Here is a 19,750-nt window from a genome sequence, read left to right as displayed (position 1 = left end):
CCGAACGGACTCTCCGAGCAGGCCAATTGATTGACCGCCGCCGCCACCCGGCCGCGAACGCCGTCCGCTGCGCCATGATCGACGGATGACCGTGGAACGAGAACGCGACGGCCGGACCCTGGTGATCCGGATGAACCGCCCGCACAAGCGCAATGCCATCGACGCGGAGATGACCGCGGGCCTGGACGCGGCGCTCAACGAGTTCGAGGACGACCCGGAACTGTGGGTCGCGGTGCTGACCGGCACCGAGGCGCTGTTCTCGGCGGGCACCGACCTGGCGGCGGGCTCGGGTGGAAAGACCGAGCGCGGCGGCGAATACGGTGTCATTCGCCGTCGGGCGGGCAAACCGCTGATCGCCGCGGTCGAGGGTCACGCCCTCGGCGGTGGCATGGAGCTGGTGCTGGCCTGCGATCTGGTGGTGGCCGGGCGGACCGCGACCTTCGGGCTGCCCGAATCCCGGCGCGGGGTGATCGCCACCTGCGGCGGCCTGTTCCGGGCCCGGCGGGCGCTGCCGTTGAACGTGGCCAAGGAGCTGCTGCTGACCGGCGACCCGCTGCCCGCCGAACGCGCGTACCAGCTCGGCTTCGTCAATGCCCTGGCGGAGGCGGGTGCTGCGGAGAAGTCCGCTCGTGAACTGGCGCAACGCATCTCACGCAATGCGCCGGTCTCGGTGCGCGAGAGCCTGACCGCGCTGGAGCGGATCAACTCCGCCGACGATGAGGAGGCCTGGCGGATCACCGAGGCCGCCATGGCCGCGACGCTGTCCTCGGCGGACACCGCCGAGGGTGTCGCGGCCTTCCTGGAGCGTCGCGAACCACGCTGGCAGGGAAAGTGATTCGCGGCTCGGATAATTCGGATCCCGCACGGTGGTCAGCACCGGACACCCGGTGCGCCGCAGCGCCCGGGTGTCAGCGATCAGTAGGTGTAGAAGCCGCGACCGGTCTTGCGGCCCAGGTACCCGGCATCGACCATGCGGCGCAACAGCACCGGGGGCGCGTACTGGGGTTCGCCGAATTCGGCGTAGAGGGATTCGGCGACGGCGAGGGTGACGTCGAGGCCTACGGTGTCGGTCAGGCGCAGCGGGCCCATCGGGTGGGCGCAGCCGCTGACCATGCCCTCGTCGATGTCCTCGGCGCTGGCGAAGCCGGTCTCGAACATGCGAATCGCGTTGCACAGGTAGGGGATCAGCAGCGCGTTGACGATGAACCCGGCCTGGTCCTTGGATTCGATGGTGCGCTTGCCCAGCACGTCGCGGGCGTAGGCGGTCACCTTGTCGACGACCTCGCGGTCGGTCTTGAGCGTCACCACGACCTCGACCAGCGGCAGCACCGGCACCGGGTTGAAGAAGTGCACGCCGACCACGCGGCCCGGGTTGGCGGTGGCGTTGGCCAGCCGGATCACCGGGATCGAGGAGGTGTTGGTGGCCAGGATGGCATCGGCGGCGACGATGCCGTCGAGCTTGGTGAAGAAGTCGGTCTTGAGCGACTCGATCTCGGGAGCCGCCTCGATCACCAGCTCGCGATCGGCGAAGTCGTCGATCGAGGTGGTCACGGTGATCCGCGCCAGCGCCGCGTCGGCGGCGTCCTGCTCGACCCGGCCCGACTTCACCGCGCGCGCCAGCGACTTCTCGATCCGGGTGACGGCGGCCGCGGCCGCCTCGCTGTCGCGTTCCAGCACCAGCACCGAACCGCCGGCCCGAGCCGCCACTTCGGCGATACCGGCACCCATGGTGCCTCCACCGATCACACCGATACGTTCCACAGCCATCTTCTCCTCGCGTCTACGACCCGTATGTCCGGTCGTGCACATTACTGTGCGCGGATTACCGCAGCCCTCGTCGATGACCGTTCCCAGGTGGCGACCGCGGTATAGCCTTTTGCCCATCGGGGTGGACGGCGAGGCGCAGGAGGGACGTTGGGCACCGATCAGACTCTGCTGCACCGGTTCGTGATCTCCCAGCTGACGGCGATGGGTTTGGATCGCGCCGCGCTGGTTCGTGAATGCCGGGTGCCCGACTGGGCGTTGACCGGCAATGGCGTGCACGTGGCCAGCGAGACCTTCTCGCGGCTGTGGGAGGTCGGGGCGCGCTGGCTCGACGATCCGGATGTGGCGCTGCATGTCGCGAGCCGGTACCAGCTCAAGGCGACCGGGCTCTACGACTACCTGTTCTGCAGCGCTCCCACCCTCGGCGCCGGATTGGCGACGTGTGGTCCGTACGTCAGCGCGGTGACCACCAACCATCGCTTCGATCTGGTCGACGGTGGCAGCGGGCCGATGCTGCGGCTCGACATGGTCGACGGCGGCGACGTGACCCGCGACTACACCCAGCTGTGGGGTTGATCGCGGTGCTGACGCGGGCGCGGCGCGTGGTCGCCGCACCGCTGTCACCGGTCCGGGTCTCGCTGCGCCGGTCCGCACCGCGTCGGCTCGACACCTACCGGGAAGTGTTCGGGGACGCCCCGATCGAATTCGGCGCCGACCTCGACGCGATGACCTTCCTCCCGTCGGATCTGGACCGCCCGCTCATCACCGCCGACCCGGTGCTCGCCGCGGTGCTGCGCCCGCTGGCCGACGCGCTGCCGCCGCCCCCGCCGCTGGAGGCCGCGTGGCCGGAGCGGGTCGCGGTGGCGATCGCCGAGGCGCTCGACGACGGTGAGGTGTCACTGGATCGGGTGGCGCGCAGATTCGCCACCAGCCCCCGCACCCTGCAGCGCCGCCTCGCGGAGGCGGGCACGACCTGGCGTCGCGAACTCGACCGGGCGCGTTCGGCACGCCTCATGGCGGCGGCCACCGGTGGCCCGGTCAGCCGCAGCCGTCAGGCTCAACTACTCGGCTACGCGGACGCCGCGTCCATGCGTCGGGCCGCCTTCCGCTGGGCCGTGGTGGCCCACACCCATCCGCCCGCGCCCCCGCACTAGACCCGCAGGTGGCTGGCCGCGATACCCCAGAACATGGACTGCTCCATCTTGGCGAAGTCCCAATCCTCGGTTATCGCATGGGAAGTGGCGACGATTCCGTGCACGTCGAAGTCATCCCGGGTGGCCGCGCCCTTGGCTTCCACTGCAGCGATCACATAGGCAACAGCTCGTTCTCGGGAATGTTGCACGTGATCTCCTCGCAAACAACTCGTCTCGAATGCCCGTCCAACACAAGATCAGCCGACCCTCGCCAACCGATGCCGACGGCCCACACCACGCAGCGCGGTGCGGACATTCAGTGTTGCCTCGCAGTCGCTACCAGGCCAGTACGGAATGCGTCAGCGTGGGGCAAACACGTCAACCACCCCGGAACCGAGGATCTCTCACGATCAGCGTACGAGCCCTGGTCGGCCGCATCGGAGCGGTGGCGCTGCGCGCGGTCTCCCCGTTCACGCATCCGGAAGCACGGGAGTACCTGCTGGTTCGCGATGACGAGTGGTAGTCGACCGGTGCGGCGTGCGTCACCGATCCCGTTGCCGTGGATCGCCGATTGGCAGGGTTCACGGCCAGAGATCCATTAGTATGCATTTCGTTGGCTGTGAGCCAACTATTTGCATAGTCGCTGAGAGGTGATGCTGGTGGATAGACGTCTCAAGACCTTGCTGCCCACTGAGCTATGGCGGGCACCGCTCCGGACAGTGCGGCCGCAGGACTTGGCCGGCATCTACGCTCAACCGCGGCCCGAGGTCGCGCGGCTTGTCGATCAAGGTGTGCTGCACCGTGTTGCTCACGGTTACTACATCATCGTCCCGCCGGATCACGTAGGCCGGACCTGGCTGCCTGGGCTCGAAGCAGCCGCTGCGGGCATCGCATCGTCGATCTACGGGCCAGATCAGGTGATTGTTATGGGCGTCAGCGCAGCACGGGTTCTGGGAGCCGTACCTCGCGCGCTGGCGACGGCGGTGGTCGCGGTTCCAAGCCAACACCGGCCGATCACGCTGACAGACCGCTCGGCGCAGGTTCGTTTCGTCCGTCGTGATACCGACACGCTCGATGCTGAGCGCGTCGAAACGCCATTGGGCCCAGCGCTGGTCACTACCCCTGAACAGACCGTGCTCGATCTTGCCCGTCGCCCGGGGCTGGGAAATGCCGAGGCGGAGGTTCGTTCGGCGATCGCAACGCTCTACCGCAGAAGCGATTCGTCGAGACTTGCACAGCTCGCAGCGGATCAAGGTTCGGCTGCGGCACTTCGACGTGTGGAAGGTTGGGTCGGGCATGAGTTTCGACGAACATGACAGTGTCGCAGTGCAATTCGGCGTTGCCTCGGAGCAGGTCGAACGTGACCACCTGATCTCCCATCTGCTGGCGGCAATCAGTCGCGGGTTTGGTGATCGGGTGTACTTCATCGGTGGAACTGCCCTACTGGACGCTGCCTTGCCGCGATCGGTCGCCCGTAGCTACCGGCCGGTTGGAATGGGCACCGCGGCTGAGTGACGTCCCGGATACCGGGGCCGCCAATCTTCGCTCCGCATCCGGTGTGTTCGTCAAGATCCAGTTGCTGTCGGCCCAGGGGAGATCGGTGTGGCCGACCGAACTCCGTGGTCTCGAGCAGCGATACAGCGACGTGCCACCAGCCGAGCTGCTGGTGCCAACTTTGCCGGCCTTCGCGGCGGGCAAGACCGCGACCTGGCACGATCGGCGGGCATCACGCGACCTCTGGGATCTTTGGGCGCTGAGCGATATCGGGGCGATCGACGGCGCTGCGGGAGCGCTGTACCGCAGGTACGGTCCGACCAACCGGCTCCCCGCCCCGCAATTGTTCGATCATGCGCCGGATGAAGATGACTGGAACGCGCAACTGGCCGGGCAGACAAGGTTGGTGATCAGTGCCGAGAAAGCGCGGACCACAGTTCGGGATGCTTGGGAGCGCGTTGTGCGGGGACTGGCCTAGCTCGCAGCGGGCCGAGGACGTTGAGACCGGGCTCACGTTGGGCCGCAACATGATTCGGTGCCAGGACGGTGCCTTCACGGGTTATGAGCACCGGGCACATGGCCCTGACGGGCCGCCGTGGTGAGAGGCCAGCTCAACTCAGGATGCTTGTCCGTGGTCGCCCTTGCCCCGTCCGCCGCTGAAGAAGCCTGTGGCTGAAGCGCCAGGATTCGAACCTGAACTGACAGAATCAGAATCTGCCGTGCTGCCGTTACACCACGCTTCATCGAAAGTACGTGTGCCCGAGAGGATTCGAACCTCCGACCTCCTGCTTCGTAGGCAGGCGCTCTCTCCGCTGAGCTACGGGCACTCGACCCCGCGCTGATGTCTTCGTCGACATCGCCTCGTCATCGAGGTGCGCGGGGTGTGGGTGGGTTGGTTCTCTCGGGGTGGGGCGTACAGCGCCCACAACAGCGCGTACCCGTGTTGAACTGCGAATTTCCGCTGATCTCAACGTGGTTCGGCGGACAGTTCGCAGGTCCGGTAGTAGTTCGCGATGAAAGGTGCGGCCTGCGCGTGCGTGCGTCGACGGTGACGCCTACTCGTCGTTGAGGTGCGCGATACCTGCCGTGCTGTATCAGGAATGCGAGAGGGCCGCTTCTGCGAATGCGGGGGAGCGGCCCTGGTTGGTCTGCGGTAGTCGAGACCTCAGCGACAGCTCCGCGCACCGGCGCGTGCTCGGAGGCGGCGCTGGCCGCGGGTGATCTGGTGCTGGTTCAGCATTGTCGTGGGGCCGCCTTCCGGTTGTCGTGGCCGTGGTGTTGGAGTCAAGATAGCAACGGGTTCTGAAGTGGTAAAGCGATTTTCAGACGGCGACGAAGACCTTCACACCTCGGGCGATCGTCAGACGCAGCGATTCATTCACTACAGGTTCGACATTTCCGAGAGTGGGCTATAGGACAGACAGTTCCCCGAACGCTTTTTGCCGCCGCAGATCGTGCTGGCACGGACGCGCTGACGCGTAGCCAGCGGAACGTCCGCACATGCCGAGTTCCGTGCGACTGGCAGAATCCCGCAATATCCACTGGCCAAGTGTCCTATTTCGCGAATTTCAAAGCAGGAGTGCGGGATTCTGCCAGTCGGCGCGTGAACGCGACGTATCGCGGGACTGCACGCCATTGCCGCGACCCGGGCGGGCATCGGCTTTGACTGACCTGCAAACCCGCGCAACCACCTTCGACTCCAGCCCTCCACCCTGAACCGACCGACCGACTGCGCGCTCTTGCATCCTCCGAGTTCGAACTGTCGAGTTCGGGGTGGCTTTCAGCATCTCGGGCTCACACTGAACTGCGATCTTGTGGAATGTCGAAAAACACCCCCACTCGCGCAACTGATGAGGGGGAGCTTTGCAGGTTGTTCCATCGGGGTGGCGCGGACAGCATCCACAACAATGCGAACCCGCCGTGAACTGCGGATTTCTGCCGATATGGCGGTAGTTCGGCGGGTTTATCGACGACCGCCGTGGTGATCCGGCCGCGCGGTTCCGGGAGCTATCGGCCCAACTCACCGGACTCGATACGGCTGGAAGCTGGTGCGTGCCAGCCGATGACCAATGACTTCACGGCCGCCGACATCACCCCGTCGATGTACGCGGAGGGCAGGGTCCCGTCGAGTTCCAATGTGACGAATCCGTGCAGGGTCGCCCAGACCGCGACCGCTATGCGGTTGACCTCTGTGGTCGGGTACCGGGAAGCGTGTACGCGGCTGATCGCATCGACGAGCGGTGCTGCCGGGTCTTGATCGCTCGGGGTGCCACTGGGCGTGTAGGTCGTGCCGCCGCCGAAGATCACCGCGTAGAAGTGCCGCTCGTCGAGGGCCCACCGCCGATAGGCCGATGCGATCGCGAGCAGGTCGGCGAGTGGGTCGTCACCCGCGGGGACCGCGGCCAGAACCTCGAACAGCTGCGCCGACACGTGTCCGCGCACGGCGGCGAGCAGACCGTCTCGGCTTCCGAACAACGTGTAGATCGAAGTAGTCGAAGCTGCTGCGGCAGTGGCGACTTCGCGCATCGACAAGCGACCCGGCGAGCGGTCGCGCAGCTGATCGGTCGCAGCGCTGATCAGGCGGTCGCGCGTCGCGTCATCGTTGGTTGGCGGACGTCCCATGGAGACGCAGCCTACCTCGACATGTAACACTGTTTCAGAACACTGTTCTGAAATCGAGGAGATCATCGTGACGTTCGTTCGACGCAGCTTGCGAGCGGTACGGACCAGCGCCATATACGTCATGGCCGTACTGGCATTGGTTGTGGTGTTCCTGGCTGTCGTCGTGCTGACGGGAGGGGTCGGGCGCGGATGGGCGGCATGGACCGTCACCGCCGTGATCGGCACGGCCGCTGCCGGACTGCTGGCGACCCGTCACCGTCGACGCTCCGCCGTGCACGCGCTGATTCAGACGAGTCTGGCCTGCGCGGTCACCGCCAGCGCCTGCGTACCAACCGTTCCGACGAGCTGGCACTACCCTCCGGACCTCCCCGGGGTTTCGAGCGAGCGCTGGACACTGGCGACGGGCAGCCGTGTCGCCGTGTATCACTACGCACCGTCGGCGGGCGTCGTGCATCGTGGTGTTCCGCTGCTCTATCTCAACGGCGGTCCCGTCCGCAGCATCGCCCTGATCGATCACACGTTTCTGCGGCGGCTGGCGGATGAGGGTTTCGATGTTTACGCCTATGAGCAGGCCGGCGGCGGGCGAAGCGATCCAATGCTCATGCACGACTACACCATCGACCGCTCGGTGCGCGACCTCATGGCAGTGCTGGAGCACGTCCCCGGCCGACGCTCGGACGTGATCGGGTTCTCTTCCGGGGCGGTGACTCTCACGCGGGCTCTGGCCGACGCCGCGAGCGCGGCCTTCATCCATCGGGCAGTGATCGTAGAGCCGGGACCGATGGACGGACCCACAACGCAGCTGGACGGCTGGACAGGAAGCGCTACAGCCGCCGGGATTGCTCCCCTACCCGGCGGCCCGCGCTCAATCTCCCTGCCGCGCTACGCGGTTGCGTTCGGGCTGCTGCGGCTGGGGCTACTGTCCCCGCAAGACGAGATGGTCGGCCAGGCCGAAGCGGTCAATGCCTTCCGGGCCGCCGATCTCGGCAGCGACACGGCGAACAGCTACTGCGCCAAGGACGCCCAGCGCATCCCGGTCGAGGACAGTGCCGCGAACTTCTCGTTCAACCCGGCCGCCAGCCTCCGCGTCCAGGACACGATCACCCACTCGCCCTCGATCGCTCCGCAACTGCGCGCATCCGAGGTACCGGCGATGCTGGTGATGGCCCAATGCTCGCACCAATTGCGGCAATGGGCGACAGCCATCCTGGCGTCCGATCCCGCGATCACCCGTACCCAATTCCTCACCGGTGTCGGCCATCACATCTGGAACGGCCTCGACGACAACAACGACCGCGCAGCATCGGTGATCACCGCGTTCCTCGACGACGAGCCGGCGCCGCTTCCCGACTACCCCACGGCCGCAGACATTCCAAGCTTCCTCGGCGAACACCGGTAGGACCGGCCCGGTGCCAACGCACTGGCCGAACTCCTTCGGCGACCCGGGGATCCGCTCACTGCTGGGAGCGTTGTCGGTTGTTCCCCCGGTGAGATTCGAACTCACACTGGACGGCATCTGAGACCGTTGCCTCTCCCGTTGGGCTACGAGGGAATGGATACGAAAAAGGGCCGTTCCGTGGCGTATTGCCCGGGACGGCCCTGAGGTCGAGGGGGGACCTCAGGGGCCGCTGCGGATCTGGCGAAGATCCGCCGCGGGAAGGATGCACAGGGCGCGGACGAGTCGGCGGTTACGCTGGTTCGTCAGCTGCTGCCCGGTCATGGTGCTTCCTTCCTTCGATGGTTCCGGTGGTCGTTGCAACGACGGTAGCACCGGGTATTCGGTTGGGAAACCGAATAATTCGCCGCATGGCGGATGATCGTCGGATGGATGAGAAGCACCTGGCGTACTGCCGAATCGAACGTGACGGCGCGATCTTGCTGATCCGCCGCGCACCCGGCGTCTTCCTGACCGGTCGCTGGGAGTTGCCGGGCGGCGGGGTGGAACCGGGTGAGCAACCCGAGCAGGCCGCGGTCCGCGAGGCCGCGGAGGAGACCGGCCTGGCCGTCACGATCACCGCCGAACGCGCCGTGCACTCCTGGATGGATGTCGCCGGTCGCGCCCTGCGGATCCACGCTCGCATCTACGACACCTCCGAAAACGACCGTCGCACCGTGACTCTCGACCCCGCCGAACACGACGACCACGTGTGGGCCACCCCGGACCAGGCGGCAGCGCTGGACCTGGCCGAGCACTTCCGGCGGGCATTCGTTGTCCAGCAATAGAATTGGTGCGACAGCCGGAGCGGTGTGAGCCACTCCGAGCCGGCTAGCTCGACCCGGCCAGCGCATCCCATGCGGACATGGCGGCTGTCGCGATGGCATCCAGTGCGGCGTGCGATGCGCCGTCGTGGGCTTGGATCGACATGCCCTGGTGCACGGTGATGTAGAACGCGGCGATGGTGGCGAGGTTCGCCGTGGCGGGGAGGTCGCCTTCGTCGACCGCCCGTCGCAGTCTGGTGCGGAGGGCAGCGAGGGTGTCGGCGCGGCGTTCGGTCAGGAAAGCTTTGATGTCAGCGCTTTTGATGTTCCCGGCGGCGGCGAGGGTGATCATGCAGCCGGGTGGTGTCGCGGAGTCGGTGAACCATTCGGCGCTGGTGGCGAGCATGTCGTGCACGGCCGCGCGGGCGGTGGGGGCCGCTTCGAGCGCGCGCCGGAAGGGTGCGCCCGCGAACAGGTCGTAGAGGTCGACCGCCTGGCGGAACAGCTGCTCCTTGGAGCCGAAGCAGGCGTAGATGCTGGGGGAGGCGATCCCCATCTCGGTGGTGAGATCGGACATCGAGGTGCCCTCGTATCCGTTGCGCCAGAACGTGATCATCGCCTGCCGCAGCACCGCATCGCGGTCGAAGCCGCGGGGGCGGCCGCGCTCACCCATGCCTCACCTGCCTTCCGGCTCAAATCTGTGCTGTCCGTCAAAGATATCCCTTGACGCTGTCGCCGACGCCCTGATACCTATTTATGTGTCGATCGGCACAGAAATCGAGGGGAGTGTGTCGGTCGGCGAAAACTGCACTCGCGCAAGATATCTCCCGTCTCAGGTCTTCGAAAGACAAGGACGCCAGTGTCCGCTGTACGTAATCCCTGGGCCGTGCTCGGCGCGCTGTGCGTCGGCTTCTTCATGATCCTGCTGGACATGACCATCGTCGCGGTCGCCAACCCGGCGATCATGATCGGCCTGCACACCGATCTGTCGAAGGTCATCTGGGTGACCAGCGCCTACCTGCTCACCTACGCGGTACCGCTGCTCATCACCGGACGCCTGGGTGACCGCTTCGGACCCAAGCGCCTGTACCTGGCCGGTCTGGTGGTCTTCACCCTCGCCTCACTGTGGTGCGGCCTGGCGGGCGGCATCGGCGCATTGATCGCCGCCCGCGCCGTGCAGGGCCTGGGCGCGGCGTTGATCGCACCGCAGACGATGGCGGTGATCGGCCGAATCTTCCCGGCCGACAGGCGCGGAGCGGCCATGGGCGCGTGGGGCGCGATCGCGGGCGTCGCCACCCTGGTCGGCCCGATCCTGGGTGGCGTCCTGATCGACAACGGCGGCTGGCAGTGGATCTTCTACGTCAATCTGCCGATCGGCGTGATCGCCTTCGCGCTCGGTGTCTGGTTGATCCCGTCGCTGCCGACCAGCACCCACCGCTTCGACATCCCGGGTGTACTGCTGGTGGCAATCGGTATGTCGGCGTTGGTATTCGGCCTGCAGCAGGGCAACACCTACCACTGGGCGGGCTGGGTGTGGGCATCGATCATCGGCGGTCTACTGGTCCTCGTGGCGTTCGTCGCGTACCAGGCCCGCACCGCAATCGAACCGCTGATGCCGCTGTCGCTGTTCAAGAACCGCAACTTCGCGCTCGGCAATGTGGCGACGGCTGCGCTGGGCGCGGCCATGACCGCGCAGATGGTGCCGTCGTACTTCTATCTGCAAGCGGTGCGCGAGCTTTCACCCACGCGAGCGGCCCTGGTCTTCGCGCCGATGGCGGTCGTCACCATGGTCGCGTCCCCGCTGGTCGGCAAGCTTTCCGACCGCTGGCCCCCGCGCTACCTGCCGACCTTCGGCTTCGCCCTGTTCACCGCCGCCATCCTGTGGTTCTCCCGCTTGGCCACCCCGCACGGATCCCTGGCGCTGATCGGCGTGATGGCGGCGGTCTGCGGCGTTGCCAGCTCCTGCATCTGGGCCCCGCTGACCGCCACCTCCCTGCGCACACTGCCCTGGCAGCAGCTGGGCGCGGCCTCGGGCGTCTACAACAACAACCGTCAGCTCGGCGCGGTACTCGGCAGCGCGAGCATCGGCGCGCTGCTGGCCGCCCGGTTCGCTGCGCATCAGCTGCCCGCCGGAGCATCCGAAGGCATTGCGGCGGGCCACCTTCCGGACTCGATGAAAGCCCCGTACGCGGCGGCACTCACCGACTCGCTCTACTTCACGGTGATCTGCCTGGCGGTCTGCGCGGTCGCGTCGGCCTTCTTCATCGCGCGAAAACCGGCCGAATCCGTCGCCCCGACCGTGCCTGTCGAGTCGGTTGACTCGTACCGGTAGTCGTTGCGCGATTCGGTGCGCGAGACGCTCCCGGTCGGCTAGCCCATGGTGCGGTGAGGTTGATCGATCAGTTTGGCGCGCAGGATCTTTCCGCTCGGATTGCGGGGGAGTTGGTCGAGAACGATGAACTCCTTGGGGACCTTGTAGCGTTCGAGGTGTCCTCGGATATGGGCCTTGAGATCTTCGGGCGCCGGGTCGGGGGAGCCGGGTGTGGGGACGAGATAGGCGCGCAGGGACTGACCGAATTCCTCACTGGGGACGCCGATTACGACCACTTCGCTGATGGCGGGGTGGTCGGCGAGGACGTCTTCGACTTCCTTGGGATAGATGTTCTCGCCGCCGGAGACGATCATGTCGTCGTCGCGGCCGTCCACGTAGAGCCGGCCGGTGGCGTCCAAGTGGCCCATGTCGCCGGTGTTGACGTAGCCGTCGACCACCTCTTTCCGGGGGGTCGGTGAATTCGCCTCGGCCACATAGCCGTTGTAGCCGAGACCGCCGCGGACGAAGATGGTTCCGGTCTCACCGGCCGGGGCCGGGGCGCGATCGGGGCGCAGGATGCGGACCGAAACGCCGATCGCGGGACGGCCCGCGGTCTTCGGCGAGAACGCCAGATCCTCCGGGGTGGCGATGGAGATGACGCCCGCCTCGGTGGAGCCGTAGCCGTTGAGCAGGATCGGGCCGAAGACGCTCAGGAAGCGGCTGATCGTCGCGGGAGTGATCGGGGCAGCGCCGGTGACCGCCAAACGCAGTGAGCCGGTGTGGAATTCGCGACGCTGGTGCTCGGGGACGGCCAGTAGACGTTGCAGCATGATGGGGACCCCGACGAACACGGTGGCGCGATGGCGCTGGATGTCGGCGAGCGCGTCGAGTGGGTCGAAGCGCTTACGGGTGATCACCGTCGCGCCGAGGGCCAGCCCGCCGGTGAGTACGGCCAGGCCGAAGCCGTGGAAGAACGGCGGGGACAGCACCAGCACGTCGCGAGAGGTGAAGCGGGTCGCCGACATCGAGGTGGCGACCATCTCGAGCAGTACCCGCTGGCTGATCGGGCGGGAGACGCCCTTGGCCAGGCCGGTGGTGCCGGAGGTCAGCAGGGTGATCTTGACCGACTTGCGTACGCGCGGCGGTGTCGGATTGGATTGCTGTGCAAGCGAATCCAGTGACGGTGTGCCGGGTGTGGCCTCGTCCGTCCAGGCGTGTACGCGGGTGCCGGAGTATCCGGACGCGATGACCGCGGCGTCATATTCCCGGTCGTGGATCAGGATGTCGGGCTCATGCCGATGCAGGATCTGGGCGAGCTGCGCGGCGGGTAGGTCGGTATTGAGAAACACCAGCTCGCAACCGAGTTGAGCCCCGGCGACCGCCGCCTCGACGAAGCCGCGATGGTTACGGCACAGCACCGCGACGGTTTCCGCGCCCGGCCGGGTGGCGTGCAGCGCCGCCGCGATCGCCTCGGTGCGGCGCTGGAGGGTCGCGTAGCTGACCGCGCCCCGTTCATCGACGAGGGCCGTTCGATCACCGTGGCGGATCGCCGAAATCGCAAGAACGGTAGCCAGTGACGGCCCGTATTGCCATAGGGCCGAGGCGATTCGGGCTGCGGACCCGATCCCGACCGGCCGCAGTACGCCCGAGGCGGCGACCGGGATCACCGAGTCGCGCCAGCGGAATCCATTGGTGCTACGCGACATCGCCGGCCCCCTTCGCGACACCGGCCAGCGACGCCCGGGTATCGCCGAGCCGCCGATAGAGGAGGCCGGCGCCGATCTCGAGCGGATTCTGTAGCAGCGCCGCCAGCACGGCCGACGGCCGACCGTAGGCGGGGGTGAGCGTGCGCGGCTTCTTCACGATCGCGCGGGCGATGATGTACCCGGCCTCGCGCGCGGAATGCCCGGGCATGGCGGAGATCCAGCCGCTGGGCGCGCTCATCCGGGTGAACATGGCCCCGGCGTAGAAGGTGGTCAGCGTGACACCGTCGGCGCGCGCCTCCATGCCGACCGCCCGCATCCAGATATCGAACGCGGCCTTCGACGACAGGTAGAAACCCCATTTCGGGGCGACCGGGAACAGCACCCCGACGGTCGAGACGTTCACGATGTGGCCGGATCCGCGCTCGCGCATGCTCGGCAGCAACGCCAGCGTCAGCCGCATCGGCCCGATGTAGTTCGCGGCGGTGGAGGCGTTGAGATCCTTGGGCCGGTCGTAGGACAGGTGGATCGAGCGCCGCAGCGACTTGCCCGCGTTGTGCACCAGGTAGTCGACCCGGCCGAACTGGGTGAGGATCTGCTCGGCGAAGGACTCGATGGAATCCTCCGAGGCCAGGTCCAGTGGGATGGCGACCGCGCTGCCGCCCGCCTGTTTGATCTCCGCGACAACGACTTCCAGCTGGTCGATCGAGCGCGCGCCCAGCACCACGGTCGCGCCCGCGTCGGCGAGCATGCGCGCGGTGGCCTCGCCGAGGCCGTAGGACGCGCCGGTCACCACCGCGACCTTGCCGTCCACCTCACGGTGCAACCGCTGCGAATCACGCAGTCCGCGTGGGCCGATCAGCCAGGTGATGCCGCGGCCGAGCGGTCCGGCCGCGAGTCTGTTGCTCGGTCCGGTATCCAGGGAGTTGGTGGTCATCGGTCGTGCTCCGTTTTCTCGTCATCGAGTGGTGGGACATGGTCGAAGAGTGCGTTGATCGCGCGGGAGGACAGTGGCGTGCCCGGATCCAGCGCCAGTACCGCCTGGGCGGCGGCGAAGAAGTTGGCCAGCAACAACTCTCGGACCTGCACGCGGCTCAGCTCCCGGGTGCGCAGCCAATCCGCCACCGCGCCTTCGGCGAAGGCCAGCCAGCCCGCCACCGAGGTGCGGATCAGCGCGGTGCTGGGTCCGCCCGAGACCTCCTGCAGCATGGCGGCGACGAGCTGGTCGAAGTGGCGTTCGTGGATGGCCTGCAGTTCCGGGTCGGTGGCGCGGGTGCTCAGTGCCAGCGGCGAACCCTGGAATCGTTCGGCGTGCGCGAAATACAGATCGAGGCCCTGGATCAGGCGGGACACCGCCGGACCGCGCAGCGCCTGCAGGCTGTCCCAGAAGTCGGTGTGCACCGCGTCGGCGGCGGCAAGATATATCCCGCGCTTGCCGCCGAAGTGGTAGTTGACCAACCCGATCGCGACGCCCGCCCGGCGTGCGATCTCGGTGGTGGACACCTCGTCGAAGCGTTTGACCGCGAAGATCGCGATCGCCGCGTCCAGCAGTGCGGTCCGCGAAGCACCGCTGCGATCGGTGCGTTTGGCCTTGGTTGAAAACCGTTCAAGATTGGGATTGTCGAGTTTGATTTGAATATCGTTCAACTTCTCCGGGGAACCGGCCGCCAGCAGCTTCGGGAGTATCGACGCCACCTGGTCGGCGGACACCCTCGGGTCGATCGTGCGCTGCGCGGCCAACCCCGTGACCATGCTGAACACCGCCGCCGCGGTCGCTGCCAGTGCGTCCCGGTCGCCGCTCGCGCCCAGTGTGCCCAGGAGCCCGGCGACCGCCGAACGTGTGGCGGCGAGCTTGGCGGCCAACTGATCTCGCAGTCGTGGGTCGTCACGCCCGGCCAGGGCGAGTTCGAAGGCGAGTCGGGTGAGCGCCACATCCGCGACCCGCGTCCGTGCCCAGTTCGCCATGGCGGTGAGGCGCTCGCCGATCGGTCCGGCGGAAGTGCGCAGACCGTCCAGCTCGGCGAGCGTCTCGGCATGGATGAGTTCGAGAACCTCCAGGCAGAGCTCGTTCTTGCTCTGGAAATTGGAGTACACCGCGCCCTTGGAGTAACCGGCCGCCTCGGCCACCCGGGCCAGCGAGGTGTTCGCCAATCCCTCGGTGACGAACAGGTCGCGCGCCGCGCGGACCAGGGCGGCGCGGGTGTGCGCCTGACTCTCGGGTCGGGTCATTCGGGCCATGAAAATCAAGATACCAACGGAATTTGAATACTGGAAGGGGGTTCGAGGCGGTGCTGGTCTGCCCGCACGACTGTGGATAAGATCGTCGGTCGCAGCTGGTTTTGCCGGGATGGGTATGAGGAGCCCCTGACCCATCCGACGGCCCGCTGTGCCGGATACGCCGTATCCGGCGGTCGTCGCCCCGTGAATCGGGCGCACGCCCAGACAGATGCTTACAGGGCTCCGTCGGCGCGTACGTCCGTGATCGAGGACGACCATCGGCTGCCGACCAGGAGTTCATCGAAGTTGAACTGTGACAGCATCTTTCCCGGCGCAGGGGCCCGGAAATCACCTATCGTCCCCGGCGTCTCGTCGGTGGTGGACAGCCTGCGCACGCACTCCGCGACGCGGGTGCCGTTCTCCGTGGAGTTCAATCCGCCGCGGGACGCCGCCGGTGAGGCGCGGCTGTGGCGCACGGTGCGCGAATTCGAGCGCATGCACCCGGCTTTCGTCTCGATGACCTACGGTGCGGGCGGTTCCACCAAGGACCGCACCGCCCGGATCACCGGGCAGCTGGCCCAGCACACCACCGTGCTGCCGGTCGCGCACCTGACGGCGGTCGGGCACAGCATCGCCGAGCTGCGGGCCTTGATCGGCTCCTACGCCGACTGCGGGATCCGCAATGTGCTCGTGCTGCGCGGAGATCCGCCGGGCGACCCGCTCGGGGAATGGACCCGGCACCCCGACGGTGTCGAATACGCGGACGAGCTGGTGCGAATCGTGCGCGATCTCGGCGACTTCCACGTCGGAGTGGCGTCGTTCCCGCAGGGGCATCATCGATCCCCGGACCTCGCCACCGACACCGCGCGGCTGGCCGCGAAACTCCGTGCCGGAGCGGATTATTCGATCACCCAGATGTTCTTCGACGTCGAACACTATCTGCGGCTGCGTGATCGGCTCGTCGCACACGACCCGATCGAGGGCGCGAAGCCGATCATTCCCGAGCTGATGCCGATCACCTCGATGCGGACCGTGCAGCGCGCGGTCGAACTCTCCGGGCGCGAACTGCCCCCCGCGGTGCTCGAGCGGCTGCGCAAGGCCGCGGGCGACGGCCCGGAGGAGGACCGCGCCGCCGTGCGCGCCGCCGGGATCGAGATCGCCACCGAGATGGCACAGCGACTCATCGACGAGGGCGCCCCCTGCCTGCACTTCATCACCCTCAATTTCGCGAAGGCGACGAGCGAGGTGCTGACCAACCTCGGCTACGCCGTCACCGCCGCGCCGCTGAGCGCCTGATCGAGGTCGGCCACGGGTCAGGCTCGTGAGGTGAGCATCGCCGTGCCCGCCGTCGAGGCGGTCACGGCATCCCTTGCGTAGCAGCGCATTCGGTTCGCGTAGGCGGCGAGGGCGACGGCGGGGGAGTGGCCGCCGGTCAGTTCCTCCGCCAGGACCGCGGCATCGCGCAGGGCGGTGTTCGCGCCGAGACCTGCCGCCGGGCTCATCGGGTGGACGGCGTCGCCGAGCAGGGTGATACGCGTCGCGGACCAGGTCGGGAGGGTGTCGGCGGTGCGAAACACGTTGGCCGCCAGGGTATTCGGGTTCGCGGCGGCGAAGGCGGCGCGCAACCCGGGATGCCAGTTCGCGGTGGATTCGTCGATCATGGCGAGTATTTCGGGGCCGGTGTGCCGGAGGGTGTCGGCGGGACCGAAGAAGGCGAAGTAGAGGTAGTCGGGAACCGGGGTCAGGTGCGCGGCGGACTCGAAAGCGCTGGGGCGGAACAGCATCGCGTCGAGGATGACGGCGTGGTCGGCGGCGAAGACCACCGAGGTTCCGGTCAACAGGGATGCGGGGAGCGCCGCTCGGGTGGCCTGGGTGAGTGTGGTTCTGCCGTAGGTGCAGATCGCGCCGGTGTCGAGCGGGTCAGGTAGCGACAATAGCTGCCGCACTGTGGAATTCACGCCATCGGCCGCGACCAGGACATCCGCCTCGGCCGTGGTGCCGTCCGCGAATTCCACGATCACGTGATCCTCGGCCTCGCTCGTGCGGACCAGTTCCCTGCCGAAATGGACTCGGTCCGCGATCCCGGTCAGGAGGATCTCGCGCAGGGTCGAACGGTTGACGCTGAGTCCGAACCGTCAGCCGCCTGTTGCTCGCCGAGACCGGATGACCTTCGCGGAGTGGCGCACCCACATCCGCATGCGCGCGGCCCTCACCCTGCTGGCCCGGGGAACATCGGTCGGGGCCACCGCTCGCGCCGTCGGATACCGCAAACCCAGCGCCTTCGCCGCGACCTTTCACCGCGTCACCGGACAGCAGCCGAGCATCTACCGATCCAGCTGAGCGACCCACTGAGCAGGGAAAATGCGCCCCTGACAGCGGTCTGTCGCCGTGTCAGTCCGATGACAGCTCCGCGACAGCCCGGTGTCAGCGGCCCCGGCGACAGTGGTTTCCATGAACAGCACAGCCTTCGCCGCCCCCGGTCTGCGGAACACGTACGGGGACGCCACCGTCCTCGACGGCATCGACCTCGGTGCCGCGCTGCCGCTGCTGCGCACCCACACCACCGCCCGCCTGACCCAGCTGAAGCGGTACCTGCGCGGCGACCACGTCGTCGCCCAGCTGATCCGCTTCGCCCTGGTGGGCGGCGCCAGCAATATCGCCTACGTCCTGCTGTTCACCACCATGACCGCAGTCGGGCCGCTGATCGCCAATATCGCGGGCTCGATCGTCAGCACCGCGATAGCGAACGAACTGCACCGCCAACTCACCTTCCGCGCCACCGACCAGGTCAGCTGGTTCGCCGCCCAGTGGGAAGGCGGCGGCCTGGCCCTGATCGGCCTGGCCATCAGCACCGCGGCCCTGGCCGCCCTCGAATTCTGGGCCCCCGGCCTGACCGAAACCGCCGAAGCCGCCGCGGTGATCGCAGTCATGGCCGCAGTCGGCGGCCTGCGCTTCCTGGCCCTGCGCGGCTTCGTCTTCGGAGGCTGACGACCGCGCTCGGTGCGATCGAGTGTGATTGTCCCGCTGGCGCTTTCGATGCTCGGGTGTCAGGCGCCGAAGGTGATCTCGGGGAACCCTGGGTCCGGGTTGTCGAGGAGTGGTTCGGGGCGCCCGCGCAGGAAGTGATCGAACATCGCTGTGAGATAGGCGTTCACCACGGCGTGGGCGCGTTCGGGAGCAATGGCGCCGACCTGGTCGGACAGCAGTGGCGCGGACATCACCGACCGGGGCAGGTAGTCGAGATCGGTGAAGTCCCAGTGCCGAGTTCCGGCGAGGACGAGTTCGCGGGTCCATCCGGTCCGGCCGGCACACATCCGGTCCAGGATCTGACGGCGGGTCGCGGGGTCGGCTGCGGGGCGGAGCAGGAACAGCAGGGGTCGCTCGGGATCGGCCGCCAATCCCGGTGTCAGCTCTCCCGGTTGCGCCGGATCGGCCCAACCATCGAGGCTGACACCGGCGCGAACCCGAGGGTCGGAGTAGAAGGTCATAATCCCGCCGAGCGAGTGGCCGTACATTCCGATCTTGCTCATATCCAGCGCGGTTCCCAGTCCGGCGGGAAGCGCCGCTCCGTCGGCATCGGGATCGCTTCCGTGGGTCAGCGCCGACAATTCGTCGAGCACGAAGTGGATATCGCCGACCCGCGCCGCTGAAGCAGTTACGAAGTCCTCTCCAGCACTGCCTTCGAACGGCTCGATGTGGCCGTCCGGGAAGGCGGTGCCGGGAAACGACCCGTGCGTATCGTCGATCGACACCACCGCGTAGCCGTGGCCCGCGAGATTCTCGGCCATCGAGGTTCCCGTCTGCACAGGCAGATTGGCCCCCGGTTGGAACAGCAGCACCGGCAACGCCCCTGCGGCACCGTCGACCGGTGCGTTGAGGTGTGACTGTGACGGCAGCACGGTATTCGGCGACCAGGGGACCACGGTGTCGGCCAACGGGTAGGAGTCGGCGTTGGCGGTGGGGTAGTGGATGGTGACGTTGAGTTCACGCCGCGCGGACGGCTTCCAGGGATCGGCCCTGTCGGAGTCCACCAGACGCAGCGTCGTGACGCCGATCTGCTCGGTGGCTGGATACGAATCCGGTTCCGCTACAGCGACACTGGCCTGACACATCATGGCGAGCGAAACAATCGCCGAGCCCAAAACCCCACCCCGGTACAGCATTCGGCAACGATACCTGTTGTGGTATTCCGGCGTCGCGCTGACCGGACCGGGTGCGTCAGCGGTTCGAGTCGTCGGTCACCAGGCGGTAGGCAACGTATCCGATGAACCATGCCGACAGGGCAATCGCGGTATAAAAGAGAATTT

General features: G+C 67.2%; 21 protein-coding genes and 3 tRNA genes. 12 read left to right on the top strand and 12 right to left on the bottom strand.

Annotation, left to right across the window (positions count from 1 at the left end):
- Positions 1-85: 85 nt before the first annotated feature.
- A complete protein-coding gene (locus OG300_RS26845; RefSeq protein WP_405485807.1) occupies positions 86-835 on the top strand; it encodes an enoyl-CoA hydratase-related protein in 750 nt (249 codons plus the stop codon).
- An 80-nt stretch (positions 836-915) separates the two neighbouring features.
- On the opposite strand, the gene OG300_RS26840 is transcribed toward OG300_RS26845, so the two are convergent.
- Positions 916-1,761 (bottom strand): 3-hydroxybutyryl-CoA dehydrogenase, encoded by an 846-nt coding sequence (locus OG300_RS26840; protein ID WP_405498690.1) that lies wholly within the window; start codon positions 1,759-1,761, stop codon positions 916-918.
- A 153-nt stretch (positions 1,762-1,914) separates the two neighbouring features.
- Here OG300_RS26840 and OG300_RS26835 point away from each other — a divergent pair, with 153 nt between their 5' ends.
- Together OG300_RS26835 and OG300_RS26830 are read left to right on the top strand one after the other, a co-directional pair.
- On the top strand, positions 1,915-2,340 hold the full coding sequence (locus OG300_RS26835; protein WP_405485806.1) for an AraC family transcriptional regulator ligand-binding domain-containing protein: 426 nt from the start codon (positions 1,915-1,917) through the stop codon (positions 2,338-2,340).
- Entirely contained in the window at positions 2,331-2,918 is a 588-nt protein-coding gene (locus tag OG300_RS26830; RefSeq protein WP_405485805.1) for an AraC family transcriptional regulator ligand-binding domain-containing protein, read from the top strand. Before OG300_RS26835 ends, OG300_RS26830 begins: the two co-directional genes overlap by 10 nt.
- Here OG300_RS26830 and OG300_RS26825 read toward each other — a convergent pair.
- Complete coding sequence (locus OG300_RS26825) at positions 2,915-3,073, bottom strand: hypothetical protein (protein ID WP_405485804.1); 159 nt, start codon at positions 3,071-3,073, stop codon at positions 2,915-2,917. The two genes, OG300_RS26830 and OG300_RS26825, sit on opposite strands and share 4 nt — an antisense overlap.
- Before the next feature lie 477 nt (positions 3,074-3,550).
- Here OG300_RS26825 and OG300_RS26820 point away from each other — a divergent pair, with 477 nt between their 5' ends.
- Genes OG300_RS26820 through OG300_RS26810 form a run of 3 tightly spaced genes read left to right on the top strand, consistent with a single transcriptional unit; the run spans position 3,551 to position 4,869 of the window.
- On the top strand, positions 3,551-4,213 hold the full coding sequence (locus OG300_RS26820; RefSeq protein WP_405498689.1) for a type IV toxin-antitoxin system AbiEi family antitoxin: 663 nt from the start codon (positions 3,551-3,553) through the stop codon (positions 4,211-4,213).
- Positions 4,194-4,412, top strand: coding sequence for a hypothetical protein (locus tag OG300_RS26815; protein ID WP_405485803.1), 219 nt, complete (start codon positions 4,194-4,196; stop codon positions 4,410-4,412). The genes OG300_RS26820 and OG300_RS26815 overlap by 20 nt, the downstream gene beginning before the upstream one ends.
- 43 nt (positions 4,413-4,455) lie before the next feature.
- Positions 4,456-4,869 carry a nucleotidyl transferase AbiEii/AbiGii toxin family protein gene (locus tag OG300_RS26810; protein ID WP_405485802.1) on the top strand — a complete coding sequence of 138 codons (414 nt, stop codon included), beginning with the start codon at positions 4,456-4,458 and terminating at the stop codon, positions 4,867-4,869.
- A gap of 191 nt (positions 4,870-5,060) precedes the next feature.
- Here the strand turns inward: OG300_RS26810 and OG300_RS26805 are convergent.
- From OG300_RS26805 to OG300_RS26795, 3 genes are all read right to left on the bottom strand, one after another.
- Positions 5,061-5,134, bottom strand: a tRNA-Gln gene (locus OG300_RS26805).
- Between the two features lie 11 nt (positions 5,135-5,145).
- A tRNA-Arg gene (locus OG300_RS26800) sits at positions 5,146-5,218 on the bottom strand.
- 1,180 nt (positions 5,219-6,398) lie between these two features.
- A complete protein-coding gene (locus OG300_RS26795) occupies positions 6,399-7,013 on the bottom strand; it encodes a TetR/AcrR family transcriptional regulator (RefSeq protein ID WP_405485801.1) in 615 nt (204 codons plus the stop codon).
- A gap of 67 nt (positions 7,014-7,080) precedes the next feature.
- Between OG300_RS26795 and OG300_RS26790 the strand changes: the two genes are divergently transcribed.
- Positions 7,081-8,412: an alpha/beta hydrolase gene (locus OG300_RS26790; RefSeq protein WP_405485800.1), complete on the top strand. Its 1,332-nt coding sequence runs from the start codon at positions 7,081-7,083 to the stop codon at positions 8,410-8,412.
- A gap of 80 nt (positions 8,413-8,492) precedes the next feature.
- Here the strand turns inward: OG300_RS26790 and OG300_RS26785 are convergent.
- Positions 8,493-8,565: transfer RNA gene (locus OG300_RS26785), tRNA-Leu, on the bottom strand.
- 272 nt (positions 8,566-8,837) lie between these two features.
- On the opposite strand from OG300_RS26785, the gene OG300_RS26780 reads away from it, so the two are divergent.
- A complete protein-coding gene (locus tag OG300_RS26780; RefSeq protein ID WP_405485799.1) occupies positions 8,838-9,236 on the top strand; it encodes an NUDIX domain-containing protein in 399 nt (132 codons plus the stop codon).
- 43 nt (positions 9,237-9,279) lie between these two features.
- On the opposite strand, the gene OG300_RS26775 is transcribed toward OG300_RS26780, so the two are convergent.
- Entirely contained in the window at positions 9,280-9,885 is a 606-nt protein-coding gene (locus OG300_RS26775; protein ID WP_405485798.1) for a TetR/AcrR family transcriptional regulator, read from the bottom strand.
- Between the two features lie 186 nt (positions 9,886-10,071).
- Between OG300_RS26775 and OG300_RS26770 the strand changes: the two genes are divergently transcribed.
- Entirely contained in the window at positions 10,072-11,544 is a 1,473-nt protein-coding gene (locus OG300_RS26770; RefSeq protein WP_405485797.1) for a DHA2 family efflux MFS transporter permease subunit, read from the top strand.
- A gap of 38 nt (positions 11,545-11,582) precedes the next feature.
- Here OG300_RS26770 and OG300_RS26765 read toward each other — a convergent pair whose 3' ends face one another.
- From OG300_RS26765 to OG300_RS26755, 3 genes are read right to left on the bottom strand one after another with little or no spacing between them, the layout of a single operon-like run.
- Positions 11,583-13,229, bottom strand: a complete 1,647-nt coding sequence (locus OG300_RS26765) for an AMP-binding protein (RefSeq protein ID WP_405485796.1) — start codon at positions 13,227-13,229, stop codon at positions 11,583-11,585.
- Positions 13,219-14,163, bottom strand: coding sequence for an SDR family NAD(P)-dependent oxidoreductase (locus OG300_RS26760; protein ID WP_405485795.1), 945 nt, complete (start codon positions 14,161-14,163; stop codon positions 13,219-13,221). The genes OG300_RS26765 and OG300_RS26760 overlap by 11 nt, the downstream gene beginning before the upstream one ends.
- Complete coding sequence (locus OG300_RS26755) at positions 14,160-15,455, bottom strand: TetR/AcrR family transcriptional regulator (protein ID WP_405485794.1); 1,296 nt, start codon at positions 15,453-15,455, stop codon at positions 14,160-14,162. The genes OG300_RS26760 and OG300_RS26755 overlap by 4 nt, the downstream gene beginning before the upstream one ends.
- 363 nt (positions 15,456-15,818) lie before the next feature.
- Between OG300_RS26755 and OG300_RS26750 the strand changes: the two genes are divergently transcribed.
- The gene (locus OG300_RS26750) at positions 15,819-16,739 is read left to right on the top strand and encodes a methylenetetrahydrofolate reductase (protein WP_405485793.1); all 921 of its coding nucleotides are present in this window, start codon (positions 15,819-15,821) and stop codon (positions 16,737-16,739) included.
- A 17-nt stretch (positions 16,740-16,756) separates the two neighbouring features.
- Here the strand turns inward: OG300_RS26750 and OG300_RS26745 are convergent, their stop codons facing one another.
- Complete coding sequence (locus OG300_RS26745) at positions 16,757-17,524, bottom strand: FAD-dependent oxidoreductase (RefSeq protein WP_405498688.1); 768 nt, start codon at positions 17,522-17,524, stop codon at positions 16,757-16,759.
- 82 nt (positions 17,525-17,606) lie between these two features.
- Here OG300_RS26745 and OG300_RS26740 point away from each other — a divergent pair, with 82 nt between their 5' ends.
- On the top strand, positions 17,607-17,783 hold the full coding sequence (locus tag OG300_RS26740) for a helix-turn-helix domain-containing protein (RefSeq protein WP_405485792.1): 177 nt from the start codon (positions 17,607-17,609) through the stop codon (positions 17,781-17,783).
- A gap of 111 nt (positions 17,784-17,894) precedes the next feature.
- A complete protein-coding gene (locus OG300_RS26735; protein WP_405485791.1) occupies positions 17,895-18,431 on the top strand; it encodes a GtrA family protein in 537 nt (178 codons plus the stop codon).
- 59 nt (positions 18,432-18,490) lie between these two features.
- On the opposite strand, the gene OG300_RS26730 is transcribed toward OG300_RS26735, so the two are convergent.
- Positions 18,491-19,606 (bottom strand): alpha/beta hydrolase family protein, encoded by a 1,116-nt coding sequence (locus tag OG300_RS26730; RefSeq protein WP_405485790.1) that lies wholly within the window; start codon positions 19,604-19,606, stop codon positions 18,491-18,493.
- Positions 19,607-19,750 lie beyond the last annotated feature (144 nt).

Origin of the sequence: Nocardia sp. NBC_00511, assembly GCF_045161165.1 — a bacterium.
GTDB lineage: Bacteria > Actinomycetota > Actinomycetes > Mycobacteriales > Mycobacteriaceae > Nocardia.
Note: the sequence above shows the minus strand (reverse complement) of the source record. Positions and strands in the feature narration are given on the sequence as shown.

Coding starts and splice junctions, on each gene's coding strand:
- OG300_RS26730 (WP_405485790.1), bottom strand. CDS start 19,606: ATGCTGTACCGGGGTGGGGTTTTGGGCTCGGCGATTGTTTCGCTCGCC.
- OG300_RS26755 (WP_405485794.1), bottom strand. CDS start 15,455: ATGACCCGACCCGAGAGTCAGGCGCACACCCGCGCCGCCCTGGTCCGC.
- OG300_RS26780 (WP_405485799.1), top strand. CDS start 8,838: ATGGATGAGAAGCACCTGGCGTACTGCCGAATCGAACGTGACGGCGCG.
- OG300_RS26845 (WP_405485807.1), top strand. CDS start 86: ATGACCGTGGAACGAGAACGCGACGGCCGGACCCTGGTGATCCGGATG.
- OG300_RS26820 (WP_405498689.1), top strand. CDS start 3,551: ATGCTGGTGGATAGACGTCTCAAGACCTTGCTGCCCACTGAGCTATGG.
- OG300_RS26795 (WP_405485801.1), bottom strand. CDS start 7,013: ATGGGACGTCCGCCAACCAACGATGACGCGACGCGCGACCGCCTGATC.
- OG300_RS26815 (WP_405485803.1), top strand. CDS start 4,194: ATGAGTTTCGACGAACATGACAGTGTCGCAGTGCAATTCGGCGTTGCC.
- OG300_RS26735 (WP_405485791.1), top strand. CDS start 17,895: ATGAACAGCACAGCCTTCGCCGCCCCCGGTCTGCGGAACACGTACGGG.
- OG300_RS26775 (WP_405485798.1), bottom strand. CDS start 9,885: ATGGGTGAGCGCGGCCGCCCCCGCGGCTTCGACCGCGATGCGGTGCTG.
- OG300_RS26760 (WP_405485795.1), bottom strand. CDS start 14,163: ATGACCACCAACTCCCTGGATACCGGACCGAGCAACAGACTCGCGGCC.
- OG300_RS26740 (WP_405485792.1), top strand. CDS start 17,607: ATGACCTTCGCGGAGTGGCGCACCCACATCCGCATGCGCGCGGCCCTC.
- OG300_RS26765 (WP_405485796.1), bottom strand. CDS start 13,229: ATGTCGCGTAGCACCAATGGATTCCGCTGGCGCGACTCGGTGATCCCG.